This window comes from Flavobacterium sp., from assembly GCF_049590715.1.
In the GTDB taxonomy this organism is placed as follows: Bacteria; Bacteroidota; Bacteroidia; order Flavobacteriales; family Flavobacteriaceae; genus Flavobacterium.
On record NZ_JBAWDL010000132.1, the window covers coordinates 26,704 to 44,448 of the forward strand.

At 31.8% G+C, this 17,745-nt stretch carries 15 protein-coding genes; 11 read left to right on the forward strand and 4 right to left on the reverse strand.

Annotated elements, in window-relative coordinates; translation table 11 throughout:
• Nucleotides 1-359: 359 nt before the first annotated feature.
• From topA to WBQ70_RS05915, 7 genes are all read left to right on the forward strand, one after another.
• Nucleotides 360-2,891 carry a type I DNA topoisomerase gene (gene topA / locus WBQ70_RS05885; RefSeq protein ID WP_423911660.1) on the forward strand — a complete coding sequence of 844 codons (2,532 nt, stop codon included), beginning with the start codon at nucleotides 360-362 and terminating at the stop codon, nucleotides 2,889-2,891.
• A 1-nt stretch (nucleotide 2,892) separates the two neighbouring features.
• Nucleotides 2,893-4,044: a formimidoylglutamase gene (locus tag WBQ70_RS05890; RefSeq protein WP_423911663.1), complete on the forward strand. Its 1,152-nt coding sequence runs from the start codon at nucleotides 2,893-2,895 to the stop codon at nucleotides 4,042-4,044.
• A 130-nt stretch (nucleotides 4,045-4,174) separates the two neighbouring features.
• A complete protein-coding gene (gene gldK / locus WBQ70_RS05895) occupies nucleotides 4,175-5,584 on the forward strand; it encodes a gliding motility lipoprotein GldK (protein WP_423911666.1) in 1,410 nt (469 codons plus the stop codon).
• 68 nt (nucleotides 5,585-5,652) lie between these two features.
• Nucleotides 5,653-6,309: a gliding motility protein GldL gene (gene gldL, locus WBQ70_RS05900; RefSeq protein ID WP_423911669.1), complete on the forward strand. Its 657-nt coding sequence runs from the start codon at nucleotides 5,653-5,655 to the stop codon at nucleotides 6,307-6,309.
• Nucleotides 6,310-6,360: 51 nt separating this feature from the next.
• Nucleotides 6,361-7,908: a gliding motility protein GldM gene (gene gldM / locus WBQ70_RS05905; RefSeq protein WP_423911671.1), complete on the forward strand. Its 1,548-nt coding sequence runs from the start codon at nucleotides 6,361-6,363 to the stop codon at nucleotides 7,906-7,908.
• 47 nt (nucleotides 7,909-7,955) lie between these two features.
• The gene (gldN, locus tag WBQ70_RS05910; RefSeq protein WP_423911715.1) at nucleotides 7,956-8,846 is read left to right on the forward strand and encodes a gliding motility protein GldN; all 891 of its coding nucleotides are present in this window, start codon (nucleotides 7,956-7,958) and stop codon (nucleotides 8,844-8,846) included.
• An 88-nt stretch (nucleotides 8,847-8,934) separates the two neighbouring features.
• Nucleotides 8,935-9,987 (forward strand): NAD(P)/FAD-dependent oxidoreductase, encoded by a 1,053-nt coding sequence (locus tag WBQ70_RS05915; protein ID WP_423911672.1) that lies wholly within the window; start codon nucleotides 8,935-8,937, stop codon nucleotides 9,985-9,987.
• Nucleotide 9,988: 1 nt separating this feature from the next.
• On the opposite strand, the gene WBQ70_RS05920 is transcribed toward WBQ70_RS05915, so the two are convergent.
• Nucleotides 9,989-10,375 (reverse strand): DUF983 domain-containing protein, encoded by a 387-nt coding sequence (locus tag WBQ70_RS05920; RefSeq protein ID WP_423911675.1) that lies wholly within the window; start codon nucleotides 10,373-10,375, stop codon nucleotides 9,989-9,991.
• A gap of 133 nt (nucleotides 10,376-10,508) precedes the next feature.
• Here WBQ70_RS05920 and abc-f point away from each other — a divergent pair, with 133 nt between their 5' ends.
• Entirely contained in the window at nucleotides 10,509-12,416 is a 1,908-nt protein-coding gene (gene abc-f / locus WBQ70_RS05925) for a ribosomal protection-like ABC-F family protein (protein WP_423911677.1), read from the forward strand.
• A gap of 163 nt (nucleotides 12,417-12,579) precedes the next feature.
• Here abc-f and WBQ70_RS05930 read toward each other — a convergent pair whose 3' ends face one another.
• Nucleotides 12,580-13,545, reverse strand: coding sequence for an App1 family protein (locus WBQ70_RS05930; protein ID WP_423911679.1), 966 nt, complete (start codon nucleotides 13,543-13,545; stop codon nucleotides 12,580-12,582).
• A 63-nt stretch (nucleotides 13,546-13,608) separates the two neighbouring features.
• On the opposite strand from WBQ70_RS05930, the gene WBQ70_RS05935 reads away from it, so the two are divergent.
• Nucleotides 13,609-14,481 carry a diacylglycerol/lipid kinase family protein gene (locus WBQ70_RS05935; protein ID WP_423911682.1) on the forward strand — a complete coding sequence of 291 codons (873 nt, stop codon included), beginning with the start codon at nucleotides 13,609-13,611 and terminating at the stop codon, nucleotides 14,479-14,481.
• A 2-nt stretch (nucleotides 14,482-14,483) separates the two neighbouring features.
• Here WBQ70_RS05935 and WBQ70_RS05940 read toward each other — a convergent pair whose 3' ends face one another.
• Nucleotides 14,484-15,638, reverse strand: a complete 1,155-nt coding sequence (locus WBQ70_RS05940; RefSeq protein WP_423911685.1) for an 8-amino-7-oxononanoate synthase — start codon at nucleotides 15,636-15,638, stop codon at nucleotides 14,484-14,486.
• A 98-nt stretch (nucleotides 15,639-15,736) separates the two neighbouring features.
• Here WBQ70_RS05940 and WBQ70_RS05945 point away from each other — a divergent pair, with 98 nt between their 5' ends.
• Entirely contained in the window at nucleotides 15,737-16,021 is a 285-nt protein-coding gene (locus tag WBQ70_RS05945) for a 4a-hydroxytetrahydrobiopterin dehydratase (RefSeq protein WP_423911688.1), read from the forward strand.
• Nucleotides 16,022-16,053: 32 nt separating this feature from the next.
• On the opposite strand, the gene WBQ70_RS05950 is transcribed toward WBQ70_RS05945, so the two are convergent.
• Nucleotides 16,054-16,536 (reverse strand): DUF1761 domain-containing protein, encoded by a 483-nt coding sequence (locus WBQ70_RS05950; protein ID WP_423911691.1) that lies wholly within the window; start codon nucleotides 16,534-16,536, stop codon nucleotides 16,054-16,056.
• Nucleotides 16,537-16,705: 169 nt separating this feature from the next.
• Here WBQ70_RS05950 and WBQ70_RS05955 point away from each other — a divergent pair, with 169 nt between their 5' ends.
• The gene (locus tag WBQ70_RS05955) at nucleotides 16,706-17,560 is read left to right on the forward strand and encodes a leucine-rich repeat domain-containing protein (RefSeq protein ID WP_423911693.1); all 855 of its coding nucleotides are present in this window, start codon (nucleotides 16,706-16,708) and stop codon (nucleotides 17,558-17,560) included.
• Nucleotides 17,561-17,745: the final 185 nt, after the last annotated feature.

Genomic DNA, 17,745 nt, shown 5'->3' on the forward strand with positions numbered 1-17,745 from the left:
CACAAAAGCAAAGTTTCTATTGCTTCATAAAGAGCTTCCTGCGGTCGCTTTTATGAAGCAAGAAACTTAGGCTTTTTTGCCTCCGGGCTTTCCACTTCAATCTGGGCTAGTGAAGTTCGTATTATATTAAGGTGTAAAATATTTTAGGTTAATAGAATCGTAGATTTTAAAAAAGTGCTTCATTCATGGGTATCTATATGGATGTGGTTATCCACACTAAGCTTCTTCAGGTCAAAGGTGTTTCGGTCTTGATTAGTTGCGTTGTTTTGCGATTTAATAATTTTAAATAAGTCAAAAATAAAATCAAAACCCTTTCTATTTAAAAAAATCTTCTACTTTTGCCTTAGAAAAATAGAGCAATGGCAAAGAATTTAGTTATAGTAGAGTCCCCTGCAAAGGCGAAAACAATCGAGAAATTTCTAGGAAGTGATTACCAAGTAGAGTCAAGTTATGGGCATATTGCCGACTTGCCTTCAAAAGAAATAGGAGTAGATGTAGAAAATGGTTTTAAGCCAAAATATGAGGTTTCTGCTGATAAGAAAGCACTGGTAACTAAATTAAGAGGATTGTCTAAGAAAGCTGAAATGGTTTGGCTAGCTAGTGATGAGGATCGCGAGGGAGAAGCGATATCTTGGCACTTAGCAGAGGAATTAAAACTAGATGCTAAAAAAACGAAACGTATTGTTTTTCATGAGATTACTAAAAATGCTATCTTAAAAGCAATTGAAAATCCTCGTGAAATTGATTATAACTTAGTAAATGCACAACAAGCCCGTCGTGTTCTGGATAGATTAGTAGGTTACGAATTGTCACCTGTACTTTGGAGAAAAATCAAAGGCGGACTTTCGGCAGGTCGTGTACAATCTGTTTCTGTTCGTTTGATTGTAGAGAGAGAACGGGAAATTCAAGATTTTAAAGCGGTTGCGTCTTATTCTGTTGTGGCTGAGTTTACTAATGAAGCAGGGAAATCGTTCAAAGCTAAATTGCCTAAAAATTTCAATACTAAAAAAGAAGCCGAGGATTTTTTAAATAAAAACATAGGTTCTAATTATAAGGTTTCGGATTTAGAGACAAAACCAACAAAGAAAACACCAACTGCGCCTTTTACAACTTCAACTTTACAACAAGAGGCTGCTCGTAAGTTGTATTTGCCAGTAGGAATCACAATGCAATTAGCACAACGTTTGTACGAGGCGGGATTGATAACTTATATGAGAACGGATAGTGTCAATTTATCAAAAGAGGCAATGGATGCAGCGCAAGCCGAAATCATTAAGTCTTATGGAAAAGAATTTTCGTTTCCAAGAACTTTTACAAACAAAAGCAAAGGAGCACAAGAAGCTCACGAGGCGATTCGTCCTACGGATATGTCCCGTCATACGGTGAATATTGATAGAGATCAAGCGCGATTATATGACTTGATTTGGAAAAGAACATTGGCTTCTCAAATGAGTGATGCTAAGTTAGAGCGTACGAATGTAAAAATTGAATCAAATAATCATAGTGAAGTCTTTACAGCTTCTGGTGAGGTATTGCTTTTTGAAGGTTTCTTGAAAGTGTACTTGGAAGGTCATGACGACGATGAAGAGGAGCAAGAAGGAATGTTACCAGCAATGAAAGTAAACGAAAAATTAGCGAATAATTTCATTACCGCAACAGAGCGTTATTCAAGACCGCCAGCCCGTTATACAGAGGCTTCTTTAGTGAAGAAATTAGAAGAGTTAGGTATTGGTCGTCCATCTACTTATGCGCCTACGATTTCAACTATAATCAATCGAAATTATGTTGAAAAAGGAACTTTAGAAGGAAGTGAGCGAAATTATACTCAGTTGACTTTGCAATCTAGTAAAGTAGCTGAAAAATTATTGAAAGAAAATACAGGTTCTGATAAAGGGAAATTAGTACCGACGGATATTGGAACAATTGTTACGGATTTCTTAGTAAAGAATTTTGGAAATATATTAGATTATAATTTTACTGCCAAAGTAGAACAAGATTTTGATGAAATTGCCGAAGGAAATATCGAATGGGCAGTGATGATGAAAGAATTCTATGATCAATTTCATCCTACTGTAAAAGATGTTGAAGCAAATGCTGACAGAGAAAGTGGTGAGCGTATTTTAGGTACTGATCCAGCTTCAGGGAAGCCAGTGTCTGTTCGTTTAGGGAAATTTGGACCGATGGCTCAAATTGGCGATGCTGAAGATGAGGAGAAGAAATTTGCTAGTTTGATGAAAGAGCAAAACATTGGCAATATCACTCTGGAAGAGGCTTTGAATTTGTTTTTGTTGCCAAAAGCATTGGGGACTTATAAAGATGAAGAAGTTGAGGTAAGTAATGGTCGTTTTGGCCCTTATGTACGTCATGGAAGTGTTTTTATTTCATTGCCAAGAGGTGAAGATCCTTTGGAAGTAACCAAAGAAAGAGCGCAAGAATTGATTGATGAAAAAATAAAAGCCGATGCACCAATTGCCACTTATAAAGGAGAAGGGGTGCAAAAAGGAACGGGACGTTTTGGTCCTTTTATCAAATGGGATGGTATGTTTATCAATGTGAATAAAAAATATGATTTTGATAATTTATCACAAGGAGATATTGAAGCATTGATTGAAGATAAAATTCAAAAAAACATTGATAAAGTTATCCATAATTGGGATGAAGAAGGCATTTTGGTTGAAAAAGCAAGATGGGGACGCTCAGTGATTACCAAAGGAAAAATAAAAATAGAATTAGGGAAAGATATTGATGCTGCAAAATTAACACTTGAAGAAGTTCAAGAAATGATTGCACTTAAAACTCCTGCAAAAAAGACATCTGCTAAGAAAGCGCCTGCAAAAAAAGCAGTTACCAAGAAAACAGTAGCGAAAAAACCAGCACCAAAAAAGAAATAAGATGGAATTTGAGTTTTTACAGCCATTAGGAGGAGATTTTGTAGATTGGATGCAAAAACTATCTTTTCAGCAATTGGGAAGTAAGGTTGTTTTTCATACTAAAGATCAATTTCCTAATATTGATAAGGTTGCTGTAGCTGTTATTGGTGTTTTAGATAATAGAGGAGATAAAAAAGCTATTGCTAATGTTAATTTGTTGCCTGTTCGAAAAGAGTTGTACAGTATGTTTCCAGGTAATTGGGATGCTACTATAGCTGATTTAGGTGATATTGCTGCCGGCAATACGATTGAAGACACCTATTTTGCTTTGCGAAAAGTTGCGACGACTTTGATTAAAAATAAAGTAATACCAATAATTATTGGAGGTTCTCAAGATTTAACGTATGCTTTGTATAGAGCTTATGATGAATTAGAACAAATGGTTAATTTAGTTTCTATTGATAATCAATTTGATTTTGGTAAAGATGAAGAGTCTATTTCGGCTTCGTCTTATTTGACTAAGATTATTGTAGATGAGCCTAATAACCTTTTTAATTACTGTAATATTGGATACCAAACCTATTATAATTCTCAGGAAGAAATTGATTTAATTGAAAAGTTGTTTTTTGATGGGTATCGATTAGGTGAAATGTCAAGTAATATTGCCTTGGCTGAACCTGTTTTTAGAGATGCTGATATTGTTAGTTTGGATTTGAATTCGATAAAATCTTCGGATTCAGGGAATTTTATTTCTTTTGCTCCTAACGGTTTTAATGGTAAAGAAATTTGTTCTTTGTCAAGATATGCAGGGATTAGTGATAAAGTATCTATGTTCGGGTTGTTTAATCATAATAATTCAAATCAAGAAGCTGTTTTGATAGCTCAAATTATTTGGTATTTTATTGAAGGGTATCATTATCGTTCTAATGAATATCCTTTTGGTAGTAGGGAGAATTATATCAAGTTTATTGTTCCTCTTGATGAGGAGGTTTTGGTTTTTTATAAGAGCGATAAAACAGCACGTTGGTGGATTGAAATTCCTTTTATTTCAAATGGAAGTAATAAATTAAAAAGAAATACGTTATTACCCTGTTCTTATGAAGAATATTTAGGTGCATGCAATCAGGAATTGCCTGAAAGGTGGTGGAAAGCACAGCGCAAAAACATTATATAAGCGTAGAATTATCTAAGTAATTTTTATAATTTAAAAAAAAAAAAGTTGTTTGGCCTAAAAATTTGTTTTTTAAGAAAATAATAAATAGGTTTACACACTGAAAGAATAATGAATATATAATCAATTTTATATGAAGAACTTCATTGCATTTATGGCAATTTTGACACTGTTAGCTAGCTGTGGTAAGTCAAGTGATAAGGGAGAATTAGTAGGGATAAAAGGGGCGAAATGGCACCCAGAGAAACCTTATGGAATGACTTTAGTTCCAGGTGGGTCATTTATTATGGGTAAATCTGATGATGATGTTGCTGGTGTTCTTGATGCACCAACTAAAACAGTTACTGTAAGGTCGTTTTATATGGACGAAACTGAAATAACAAATAGTGAGTACAGACAATTTGTTGAGTGGGTTAAAGATTCAACAATGAGAGTTCGTTTAGCTATTCTTGCTGATGAAGTAGGTGTGAAAGCTGGAGACGGTAAAGGAAAAGATGCTGGAAGTATCGGTGATTTCGCTTTTAATGACTCTGACCCTGAAAAAATGACTGCTTATGATAAATATATGTACGATAACTATTATAGTGTAGGTACAGATGATAATCCATATGCAGGGAGAAGATTAAATAAGAAAGTTAAGTTGATTAGAGATCCTAAGAAGTACCCAGATGAATATTATGTTGAGGTAATGGATTCTATGTATTTACCTGCTGAAGCATCATATAATGGATTACGTTCAATTGATGTTGATAAATTAAAGTTCCGTTATTCATGGATGGATATTCAAGCTGCTGCTAAAGCTAAAGTTGGGAAAAGAAAAGATTTTGTAAAAACAGAGGAGATTAAGATTTATCCTGATACAACTGTTTGGATTAAAGATTTTTCATACTCATATAATGAGCCTATGCATAATGATTATTTTTGGCATAAAGCATATGGAGATTATCCAGTTGTAGGTGTTAAGTGGACTCAGTGTAAAGCTTTTTGTGCATGGAGAACATTGAATAAAAATTCTTACATTAAATCTAAATCTAAAGGTCATGATTTAATTAATTCATTTAGATTGCCAACTGAGGCTGAGTGGGAGTATTCAGCAAGAGGAGGATTACAATCGGCAACTTACCCGTGGGGAGGTCCATATACGAAGAGCGATAGAGGCTGTTTCTTGGCTAATTTCAAACCAAGTAGAGGAGATTATGCTGCTGATCAAGCATTGTATACTGTTGAAGCTAAGTCGTATGAGGCTAATGGATATAACCTATATAATATGGCTGGAAATGTATCAGAATGGACAGATTCTTCTTATGATCCAAATGCTTATGAATACGTTTCTTCAATGAATCCAAACGTATTAGATTCGTCTAATAAGCGTAAGGTTGTTAGAGGTGGATCTTGGAAAGATGTTGCTTATTTTTTACAAGTTAGTACGAGAGATTATGAATATGCTGATTCAGCTAGAAGTTATATCGGATTCCGTACAGTTCAAGATTACATGGGATTACAAACAACTGGGAATGGAACTAGTGCTAGAAGAAATAGATAGTTAATAATTAAATCCCCAAAATTTAACCAAATTAAACCTAATATAAAATTAACAAAAAAAACAGATTTATGGCATTACTTAGTAAAAAAGCAATGAATTTTGCTTATGGTATGGGAGCTGCGGTGGTAATCGTAGGAGCATTATTTAAAATTACTCACATTGAGCTAGGTCCTTTGACAGGAAATAGAATGTTGACAATTGGACTTTTAGTTGAAGCTGCAATTTTTGCTCTTTCCGCTTTCGAACCAGTGGATAATGAATTAGACTGGACTCTTGTTTATCCAGAGTTAGCTAATGGTCAAAGTGGAGCAAAGAAAGATGTAAGGGTTAAAGAAGAGTCTCCTACTGAAGCACAAGGTTTATTGTCTCAAAAATTAGATTCAATGCTTAAAGATGCTAAGATTGATGGTGAATTGATGGCAAGTTTAGGAAACAGTATTAAGAATTTCGAATCTGCTGCAAAAGGAATTGCTCCAACCGTAGATTCAATTGCTTCAACAAAAAAGTATAGTGATGAATTAACTTTGGCTGCTTCTCAAATGGAGTCGTTGAATAGCTTGTATAAAGTGCAACTACAAAGTGCTTCTAGAAATGCACAAATTAATGAAGAGGTTGCTGAAAATAACTTAAAATTAAAAGATCAGATGCAGTCTTTGACTTCTAATTTGTCTTCATTGAATAATGTTTACGGAGGTATGCTTACTGCAATGAATAATAAAGGATAATTAGTTTCGAACTATTTAAAAAAATAATTAAACTAATTATAAAAAACTATTATGGCAGGAGGAAAACTAACCCCTAGACAGAAGATGATTAACCTAATGTATTTGGTTTTCATCGCGATGTTAGCATTAAACGTTTCAAAAGAAGTAATATCAGGTTTCGGATTAATGAACGAAAAGTTCGAAGAAACAAATACAAATGCACTAGTGTCTAATGCACAAATGTTATCCGCTTTAGATGCAAAAGCCTCTGAAGCTAAAGGTGAATTTGAATTAGCTTCAAAGAAAGCACATAAATTAGAATCAGTAAATAAAAACTTTTATAATTATATTGATGTTATAAAGAAGGAAGTACTTAAACATACTCAGGTAGATCCAGAAACAGGAAAACGTCCTTATGAGGAAATGGATAAAGGAGAGGTTTTAGATAATCTTTTTTTTGGTTCTGACGGCTATTCTGCTAAAGGAAATGAGGTAATTGCTACTATTGAAAAATATAAAGCTGATGTGAAAAACATTTTAGGATCTGATAAAAAATTTCAATCTATTATAAATGAATTGAATAAGAAATTGGACGTGTCAGATGTAGCAAACAAAGATGGAATCAAAATTAAATATTTAGACTATCACTATAAAGGATTTCCTGCTATAGCCTCAGTTGCTAAATTGTCTTCTATTCAAAACGATGTACAAAAAGTAGAAACTGATGTTTTTAATACTTTGTTAGGGAAAGCTGCTGTTGCTGCTGCTTCTTATAGTAATTATCAAGCAATAGTTGTTTTGGATAAAAATGCATATTTTCAAGGTGAGTCAGTTACAGGTAAGGTTGTTTTAGGAAGGTATGATGAAAATACGGTTCCTCAAAGTGTTACTGGAGCTGTTTTAGATAAAGCTACTGGACAAGCTAGAATTAGCTTAAGTGCAGGTGGTATTGGAGAACAATCTATTGGTGGTCAATTTACATTTGTAGAGGATGGAAAAACTATTAATTTGCCATTTAAAGGGAATTATGTAGTTGTACCAAGACCTAATTCAGCGACGATTTCTGCTGACAAAATGAATGTAGTTTATAGAGGGGTTGTCAATCCAATTTCTGTTTCTTTTGCGGGTATTTCAGCTGATAAAGTTTCAGCTTCTGGTCCAGGTTTAAGTTCAGCTGGAGGTAAAGGGAAATATAATATGGCACCTCAAGGTGGTTCTGAAGCAACAATAGTTGTGACAGGTACGTTGCCAAATGGAGAAAGAGTATCTGATAAGAAAACTTTTAGAATTAAAGGTATTCCAGGTCCTACAGGAACTATTAGAGGGGAGACAGGTGTTGTAAAAGGACCTAAGTCTAATCTTGAAATAGCTACTATTGGGGCTAAACTAGAAGATTTTGATTTTGATGTTGACTTGAATGTTGTTGGATTTAATTTAAAAATTACTGGTCAACCTACTGTAGTTGTTCAAGGTGATAGATTGAATGCTCAATGTAAATCAGTATTATCTAAGGCTGGAAGAGGAGATCAAGTTACTATATCTGAAATTAAAACAAAATTGGTTGGAGCAGGTAGTTATTTATTACCTAGAACTGCACCAGTAATTTTTGAAATACAATAAAATAAGTAATTCTCTATAAGAATTTAATATTACTTAATGATGTTATGATGAATGTAAGAAATTTTTTAATGATAATGTTTTCTCTTTTAGTGGGAGCAGCATCTTATGCACAATCTAATTTGCTAAATGCAAAAACTCCAGCGGAGATAGGTTTAAAAACAGCCGCTCAATTGATATCGGATAACGATAAACCGTTAGCTTATGGTTATGTTCATGATCGTGATATTTTGATGGGAAAAACAGTATGGGAAATCATCGATTTAAGTGAAAAGATTAATTTTCCTTTGTATTTTCCAATTGATGAAAACATCGGTTCAGATAGAAAATCGCTTTACACTGCTTTAACAAATGGTATTAAAAATGGAAAAATAACTGAAGTTTATGCTGATAGTTATTTTAATACCAAAAAGTCATTTAAAGATATTGAAGCTTCTTTATCTCGTATTGACACTACTGATGCGGGTAGAGAACAAATTAATGCAGGTAAAAAAAGTGTTTCTGATGAATATATCTTACGTTCTGATTTAACTGCTCAAGATGTAACACAATATAAAATAAAAGGGTTTTGGTATTTTGATAAACGTCAAAGTGAATTGAAATATCGTTTATTGGGTATTTGTCCAGTTACTCCTGATGTTTACACAATGAACAGTGATGAAAAAGATTATATTGAATTGTTTTGGGTATTCTTCCCTGACGCAAGAAATGTCTTGCATGAAGCTACGGCATTTAATGATAAGAATTCTTCAATGCCTGTTTCATTTGATCAAATCTTAAATTCAAGACGTTTTAATAGCGTTATTTATAAAGAAGAGAATGTTTATGGTGATCGTGAGATAAAAGAATATATGCAAGACAATGCTTTAAATCAGCTGATAGAGGCTGATAGGGTAAAAGAAAAGATTCGTGATTTTGAATCAGATATGTGGAATTACTAATTCTTCTATTATTTATAGCAAAAAAACTCTTACTGTTTAGTAAGAGTTTTTTTTGTTAGTAAACTAATTGATTTTAAAACTATAAAATATGATTGATTATTTGATTGTTGGTTCTGGTTTAGCTGGTATTTCATTTTCTGAAGTAGCGTTGTTTAATAATAAAAGTATTTTCGTAATTGATAATGATTCGCAAAGTTCTTCTAAGATAGCTGGTGGTCTTTATAATCCTGTTATCTTAAAACGTTTTAGCGAAGTATGGAAAGCAAAAGAACAATTAGAGTTGATGGTCTCTTTCTATAGTCGCTTGGAATACAAATTAGGTATGCAAATTGATTTTAAGAAACCTATTTTGAGAAAATTTTTTTCAATCGAAGAACAAAATAATTGGTTTTCTGCATCAGATAAACCAGGTTTAACTCCTTTTTTATCTTTGAATTTAATTACTAAAAAGTATTTAGGAATTGATTCGCCTTATAATTATGGAGAGGTTTTGTGTACTGGATATGTTGATACAGCTATTTTGCTTGAAAACTATCGTGAATATCTTAAACTCAATGATTGGTTTCGAAATGAAAATTTTGATTATACTGCTTTAGAAATTAAAACAAATTATATTAAATACAAGGATTTAGATGTTAAAAATATTGTTTTTGCTGAGGGGTTTGGAATGAATGCTAATCCTTATTTTAATTATTTACCACTTGATGGAACTAAAGGTGAGTTGTTTATCATTAAAGCTCCAGAACTTCAGTTAGATGTCATTATTAATACTAGTGTTTTTATTTTACCATTAGGTAATGATTTGTTCAAAGTAGGTGCAACTTATAATTGGAAAGACAAAACAGATCTACCTTCTGATGAAGGAAGAAATGAATTAATTGATAGAATAAAGGAAATTTTAAATTGCGAATTTGAAATTATAGAGCACTTTGCAGGTGTCCGACCAACGGTTCGTGATAGACGACCATTAGTAGGGTCTCATTTCAATTTTAAAAATATACATTTACTAAATGGTTTGGGTACAAGAGGTGTAATGCTTGGACCATCAATGGCAGAAGCATTGTTCGATTTTATTGAAAACGGAATACCATTGGATAAGGAGATTGATATCCAGCGAATCAAAAAAAAAAACTATAGGTAAATTATTTTTTTATTGTTGCATCTTTTTCATAAGAAACAAACATGTTGATGTATATGTTTCTTGACCATCGTAAAACAAAAGGTCCAGCTAAAATAAGAGTTACAATTATAGCTATAAAGGAATTTTTGATAGTGGTATTCAATAGAACATTGGAAATAATAAATGTTCCAATTCCAATGGCAACATTGAGTCCATAACTGACATACATTGCCCCATAAAAGAAGGATGGTTCAATTTGATAATGAAATCCACAATGGCTACAATCTTGGTGCATTTTTAATACGGAACTTAAATGTAATGGGTTTTTTTCCAGATACATGCTCTCATTTTGACATTTCGGACAAGTTCCTGTTAAAATGCTATTTAGTTTGGATCCTTTTTTTAACATTTGCAAAAAATTTGTTTTTAGGCTTTTTTTATGATAAGACAAATTTACAATTAATATGATTGGGTTTAAGTTAAATTAGATTTGATTTTTGAAATAAATATAGATTGAGCTTAAAACATTAAATAAAAACACAATGCTTAATATACACAATTTATCGGTTTCGTTTGGGGGTACTTATTTGTTTGAAGAAGTAACATTTAGGTTAGGGGCAGGAGACAGAGTAGGTCTTGTAGGAAAGAATGGTGCTGGTAAATCAACGATGCTAAAAATGTTGGCTGGTGATTTTAAACCAGATTCGGGTGTTATATCACAAGAGAAAGATGTTCGTATGGGGTTTCTTCGTCAAGATATTGATTTTGAGCAAGGGAGAACGGTTCTTGAAGAAGCTTATGAAGCTTTTACAGAAATCAAAATTGTTGAAAAAAAATTAGAAGAAATTAATCATCAATTGGTCACTCGTACTGATTATGAAAGTGAAGAATATTCTAAAATTATAGAAGATTTATCGGATTACACCCACCGTTTTGATCTTCTAGGCGGGTATAACTATGTAGGAGATACTGAAAAAATTCTGCTTGGTTTAGGTTTTAAAAGAGATGTTTTTAATAACCAAACTGAAACTTTTTCGGGGGGGTGGAGAATGCGAATTGAATTAGCTAAATTACTTTTGCAAGCTAATGATGTGTTACTTCTCGATGAGCCTACCAATCACTTGGATATTGAGAGTATCATTTGGTTAGAAAGCTTCTTACGAAATTACCCTGGTGTTGTGGTGATTGTATCACACGATAAGATGTTTTTGGATAATGTGACAAATAGAACCATTGAGATTTCTTTAGGTAAAGCATACGATTTCAACAAACCGTATTCGCAATACTTAGAATTACGTCATGAAATACGTGAGAAACAATTGGCGACACAAAAAAATCAAGCTAAGAAAATTGAAGAAACGGAGAAGTTAATTGAAAAATTCCGTGCCAAAGCTTCCAAAGCTTCTATGGCGCAGTCTTTAATTAAGAAATTAGATAAAGTAGAACGTATTGAAGTTGACGAAGATGACAATTCAGTAATGAATATCTCTTTTCCTGTTTCCAAGGAACCTGGTAGAGTAGTTGTCGAAGCTGAAAATGTAACCAAAAGTTATGGTGATAAAACGATTCTTAAAGATATCAATTTATTAGTAGAAAGAGGAAGTAAAATTGCTTTTGTTGGTCAAAATGGTCAAGGTAAATCTACTTTTATCAAAGCCATTGTTGATGAATTTGATTACCAAGGAAATATCAAATTAGGACATAATGTACAATTAGGATATTTTGCTCAAAATCAAGCGGAATATCTAGATGGCGAAATTACACTTCTTCAAACTATGGAAGATGCTGCTGCTGACACTAACCGTATGAAAGTTCGTGATATGTTAGGGTCTTTCCTATTTCGTGGTGATGATGTAGAGAAAAAGGTAAAAGTCCTTTCAGGAGGGGAACGTAACCGTCTAGCGCTTTGTAAATTATTGTTGCAACCTATCAACGTTTTATTGATGGATGAGCCTACGAATCACTTGGATATCAAATCCAAAAATGTATTGAAAGCAGCCTTGCAAAAATTTGGAGGAACTTTATTACTGGTATCGCACGATAGAGATTTCTTGCAAGGAATGTCAAACCTTGTTTACGAATTCAAAGATCAGAAAATCAAAGAATATTTGGGTGATATTAATTACTTTTTAGAACAACGTAACCTTGAAAATATGCGTGAAGTTGAGAAAAAAGACCTTCAAAAAGCCGCAGCTCCTAAAGAAAGTAATAAAGCCTCATACGAAGATCAAAAAAAAGCAAAAGGTTTAAATAATAAGTTGAGCAAAATTGAAAGTCAAATCAAGCAATTAGAAAAAGATATTCAAAATAATGATAAAATGCTTGAATCTAACTACGACAAACATATCGAAGATGCGGCCTTTTTTAAAGCATACAATAAGAAAAAAGCTGATTTAGACCAATTGTTATTAGATTGGGAAATGGTTCAAGAAGAGATTGATAATTTGTAGCTAATCCAGCTTTCCGTTACAATCTTTTACTCAAAACACATTTTTTGTAAACTACTGGCAGGAGCTTCCTCTGGTCGCTCTGCCAGCAGTACAAAAAAACAGTGTTTTTTATAAAAGGATTTTCACTACTATCTGGGCTATTCCTTTTATATAAAACGTTTTTTTAATCAATTAAACCAATGGCTTTAGAGTGTTCAATGGCTTCAGAACTATCTTTAAAATAGCATACTTCAACGTTTAGACTGCTAATATTGTTTAAAATTTTAGTTACAGACTCTTTAGAACCTCCAGTCTGACGAATGTATACCGCTTTAATACTAAGCGGGAATATTTTGCAAATTGCCTCATATAAGTAGGCATCTTCTTGAGTATCATCGCCTAATAAAACATATTTTAGATTAGGATAAAATTCGAGAACATGTTTTATTTTTTCAAATTTATGATTGTGTTTTTTTCCTCTTCCAGTCCAAAAAAAACTCCCAATACTGGTTTTAATGTCTTTTAGTAATAGAACAGCTTTGGGTAATTGGTGAATCTCGGTAAATTTGACAATAAATCGATACAAGTTCCATTCGCTACTAGAAACATAAAAAAAGGTATTGTATTCGTTAGGGTTTTTTCTCCCAGCAAGGCTTAAAGCTTGGTAATGGTGAACAACATCTTCAAATATTTTCCGCTTCGTTACATTTTTAAATAATAAATGATAGATTTTTTTGAGAGGGTTCTCCGTATAAGATACGAGGAAGGTGTCGTCAATATCTGATATTATTCCTAAATCCCCTTCTTTAGGCCGATTATAACTTTCTTTACTTATAATAGTTTTATCCTTGTACACAATGCTAACTTCATATTCAATCCAGCCATGATCTTTTTGCACCAATGGAATACAAAATTTAAAATAACCGTCGTCAAGTGTTTTTGTATGTATTTTTGTGTTATTGTGCAAAAGAAAAACATCTGCATTAGCATGTGTTTTAATTCGAAACATATTGATGGTTGCTTTGGCATTTTTAAATTTTTTAGATAGAAAATCATAATCCTTTCTATTAGTAGGTTTAAAAACGTGTCCCATGACAATTAATTCTTGCTCATTAGCGTAACCTCGGTATAGTTTTAGTATAGGTTTCATAAAGATGTTACTTTTTTGAAGTACAATGAAAATTAGTTAATTTTAAGCAATAATTGAAATAAAATGATGAAAAAGAATATTCTATTGATTGTTAATCCTGTATCAGGTGGATTAGGTAAAGCAGATTATGTAAGGGCTGCTAAGAATTTTGTTTCGAATAAAGAAATTAATTTAGTTCTCTATAAAACTACAGGTATAGATGACCTTGAAAAAATACGTGAATTGTATTCAGGATTTAAACCGGAACGCATTATTATTGCTGGTGGTGATGGTACTATTAAATTAGTTGCTGATGCTGTAGCAACTAAGGATGTAATTTTAGGAATATTACCCGCAGGTTCTGCGAATGGTTTAGCGGTCGAATTAGATTTATTAAAAACAATAGAAGAAAACTTAGAGATTGCTTTTCATCACGATTATCTCGAAATTGATATGGTGGTTATTAATGGTAGAAAAAGTTTACACTTGAGCGACATTGGATTAAATGCAGAACTAATTAAAAATTATAAAAAAAGTAAAAATCATGGTAAGTGGGGGTATTTTGTGCAAGCCTTAAAAACATTTGTTAAAACGCCTAAACCTTTTCGTGTAACAATTGAAACATCAAGTACTAGAATTGAAACAGAAGCCAGAATGATTGTTATTGCTAATGCTCAAAAATATGGAACAGGAGTAGTAATTAATCCATTAGGGACATTAAATGATGGTAAATTTGAATTGGTGGTTTTGAAGAAAATAAGCCTAGGGGTGCTTAGCAAAATTATTATAGGAAACTTGCCTTTAGTACATAAGGACATTCAAATCATATCAACGAATGCTGCAACAATAAAAACCAATTTCCCTGTAGGTTTTCAAATTGATGGAGAATATATAGGGAGAGAGAATGAATTATCTGTTTCAATTTATTCAGAAAAAATGAAAGTGGCTGTGCCTTAATTTTATATATTATTAAATGGATTTCGTTGTTTCCATTCTGTTTTAGGTTCAAAATAGGTAAAGCTTTTAGCCATTAATAAATTTAAAAAATAATTCTCATGGCAAATTAAACCATTCATTTCTATAGGGATAGCGCCAACAGAACTCTTGATCTCTAATGCTGTTCTTGCAAAAATAATACGTTTGAACTTTTTCTTAATAGAAAATGAAATCATGTCATAAAGCATATTAAGATATAACATTTTGTCTCTTTGATGTTTGTCATCATAGCCTAAAAAATAAGTATCGATGTCTTCGCCATTTTTAATTAAAGTATTGAATCCAATAAGTTTGCCGTCAAAAAAATAGCCGTAAAAAAGAAAGTTATCATGAAGTTTTTGTTTAAAAACTTCAAAATGCTTCTCACACAAATAAAAAGTATTGAAAGGGGCATTTTTAGCAACATTTAAATACAGTTCATTAATTTCAGAATGGTATTCCGAGATTTCAGTAAGAGATAATTTTCTTTTTTCAATACTTTCCGATTTTTTTCGGGCTCTTTTGTATTGATCTCTGTATTTTTTGTTCAAATTGCTTATATAGTCATCAATAGAATGCCATGACTCTTTGATGTTAAAAATCATATTGGGTTGTGTATTGAAATGATAATATCTTTTAAATTCAGGAATTTTAAATGTATTGCAATCAGTAACTAAGAAATCTTTAAAAACGGTAAGATGTATCTTTATGTTTTGTTTTTTAAATTGAATAGTCAATTCTTTAACTGCATTATTTAGTTGTATGAGACCTTCTTTTTCGGATATAGCACTGCTAAAACAATAACAATTTTGACCAGTGAGCATATTGTTTCCAATAATAAGAACATTGGAAATTAATTTTTTGAATAAGAAATTTTTGATCAGGGTCTTAAAGCATTGATCACGATCTCCTAATGAATTTACTTTACTTAAATTGATGTATTGGGATAAAGAGGTGCCGACTAATTCTTCTCCTTTGAATATTCCAATAAAATGACAAACCATATTTGTAGGCGCGGCTTTTTCGAGTATACTTAAATATTCTTTGGTAAGAAAGATGTTCTTTGAGGTCAAATTATCCCATTCAAGAGGGAGATCGTTTGTTGAGGAATAGATTCGAAAAGAAAAAATATCTTTCAAGGGCAGGATTTATTTAGAAACCAAAATTACTATTTAAACTCAAATGGCAGTCTTATTGATTAAAATTTAACTAATTTTATAGAAATAAAAATATTACTATGAATACTTATGACCAGCATACAGCGCAACCGTTATTAATTAATTTATTAGACTGGGAATTTAATAGTAACGGAATTGAAAAGAAATTTATGTTTAAAAATTTCAATCAAGCATTAGGTTTTATCGTGCAAATAGGAATTTTGGCTGAAAAAGTCAATCATCATCCTGAATTATTTAATGTGTATAATAAAGTAAATATTAGGTTGTTTACTCATGATGCCAATGGTGTAACGGATAAAGATTTTAATATGGCCAAAGAAATAGAAAAGCTTTTAGAACAATAACTCGTCTCATTTTAAGACGAGTTATTATTTGTTTATGACCATGCACAAATAATGCCTCCCATAAGCATGAAGCTTACTACCCAGTATCCTCCAGAAATTAATACATATTTCCAGCTTCTTCTTTCATAGAGAGCTGTGGTTCCAATTATAGGAATAGCCATGAAGATTCCTGTGAGTAATCCGTGAAAAGCACCATGTTTAAAGGTGCGAAAATTAGTGCCATAATCAGTCATAAAAGCGTCATAAGATGGTTTAGCTATACTTGGATCTCCACCTACCATACTAACCGCTCCCCATTGATGGATAGTTAGCATTTGTAAAACTAATGAGATTAAGAGCGCATAAAAGATTGACATACCAAAGATAAGCGCCATGTTAGTGCCCTTCATTTTTTCTTCTGTCATTCCAGATTCTCTCATCCAAATAGATCCAAAAACCTTTGGATTATACCAAATAAAGCCAACTACTAAAGTTGAAGTGGCTGCGACTAAAAGAACTAAAAAATTAATTTCCATATTAATACTTTAAGATTTGTTATTCAAATATAATTCTTTTTTTGATATTAATAGTTGTTTTATTTATAAGTAAAATCTTCTTTAATATTATTTTTATGTGTACTTAATCGTTTTTTTTTGTGTGTAATCGTTATTTTGAACTATATTTATAGTATTAATTTATTGGGCTATGAAAAATATATTCACTTTTGTATTTACTGTTTTAACTTCTTTAGTGATGTTAGCAGAAGTTTCCTCATCTGATAAAGCAGTATTGATAAAATTATACCATCAAACCAATGGGGATAATTGGACTTCAAAATGGAATCTTAATGCTTCTGTAGATACTTGGTATGGTGTCAAATTAGATGGTAATAAAGTGGTTTCTATTGATTTAAGTGATAACAATTTAGTTGGTGAATTACCTGCTGAAATTGTTAATCTTGTAGATTTACAAGAATTAGTTTTACATAAAAATCAATTATCAGGCTCTATTCCTAATGATATAGGGAGACTAAAAAACTTATATATCCTAGATCTTTCATTCAATAAATTTAAAGGCAGTATACCTACTTCAATTTGTGTATTGAATAATTTAAAAGAAGTTATATTGTATATGAATACTTTGGTTGGTGAATTGCCAAATCAAATAGGGGACTTAGAAAAATTACAAGTTCTTTCCGTTTTCAATAATCAACTTAAAGGAGAAATTCCAACGTCTCTTTATGAAATGACATCATTAAAAACATTGCTTTTAAATAGTAATAGTTTTGTAGGTAAATTGAGTCCAAAAATTTCGGAACTAGCTAACTTAGAAAATTTAAGTTTATTTGATAATAAATTTGATGGACAAATACCATTTGAATTAGAGAAATTAAAACATCTGAAAGAAATGAATATATCTCACAACATGTTTAGTGGTTTGACTTCTAGTAGATTGGCTTTGTTGGATGCCTTAAATATGACTATGGTTAATGATAAAGGAATGGCAGTTCTTTTGCATGTTACTATGGAAGTACAAAAACCAATAGTTTCTGAGGAATAATTTTTTTTCATTTTATAATTATTTAATAAATAATTAGTTTAAAGAGGTTTCTAATATATCGGCCTTTTTATAGGTATTAAATTTTTAAAATCTAGATAAGAATATTTTAAAGAGGACTTAAAAGCAGCTATTTTTAGCTTACTTTTTTAATTTGGTATTCATAAATATTATAAGAATCATCATTA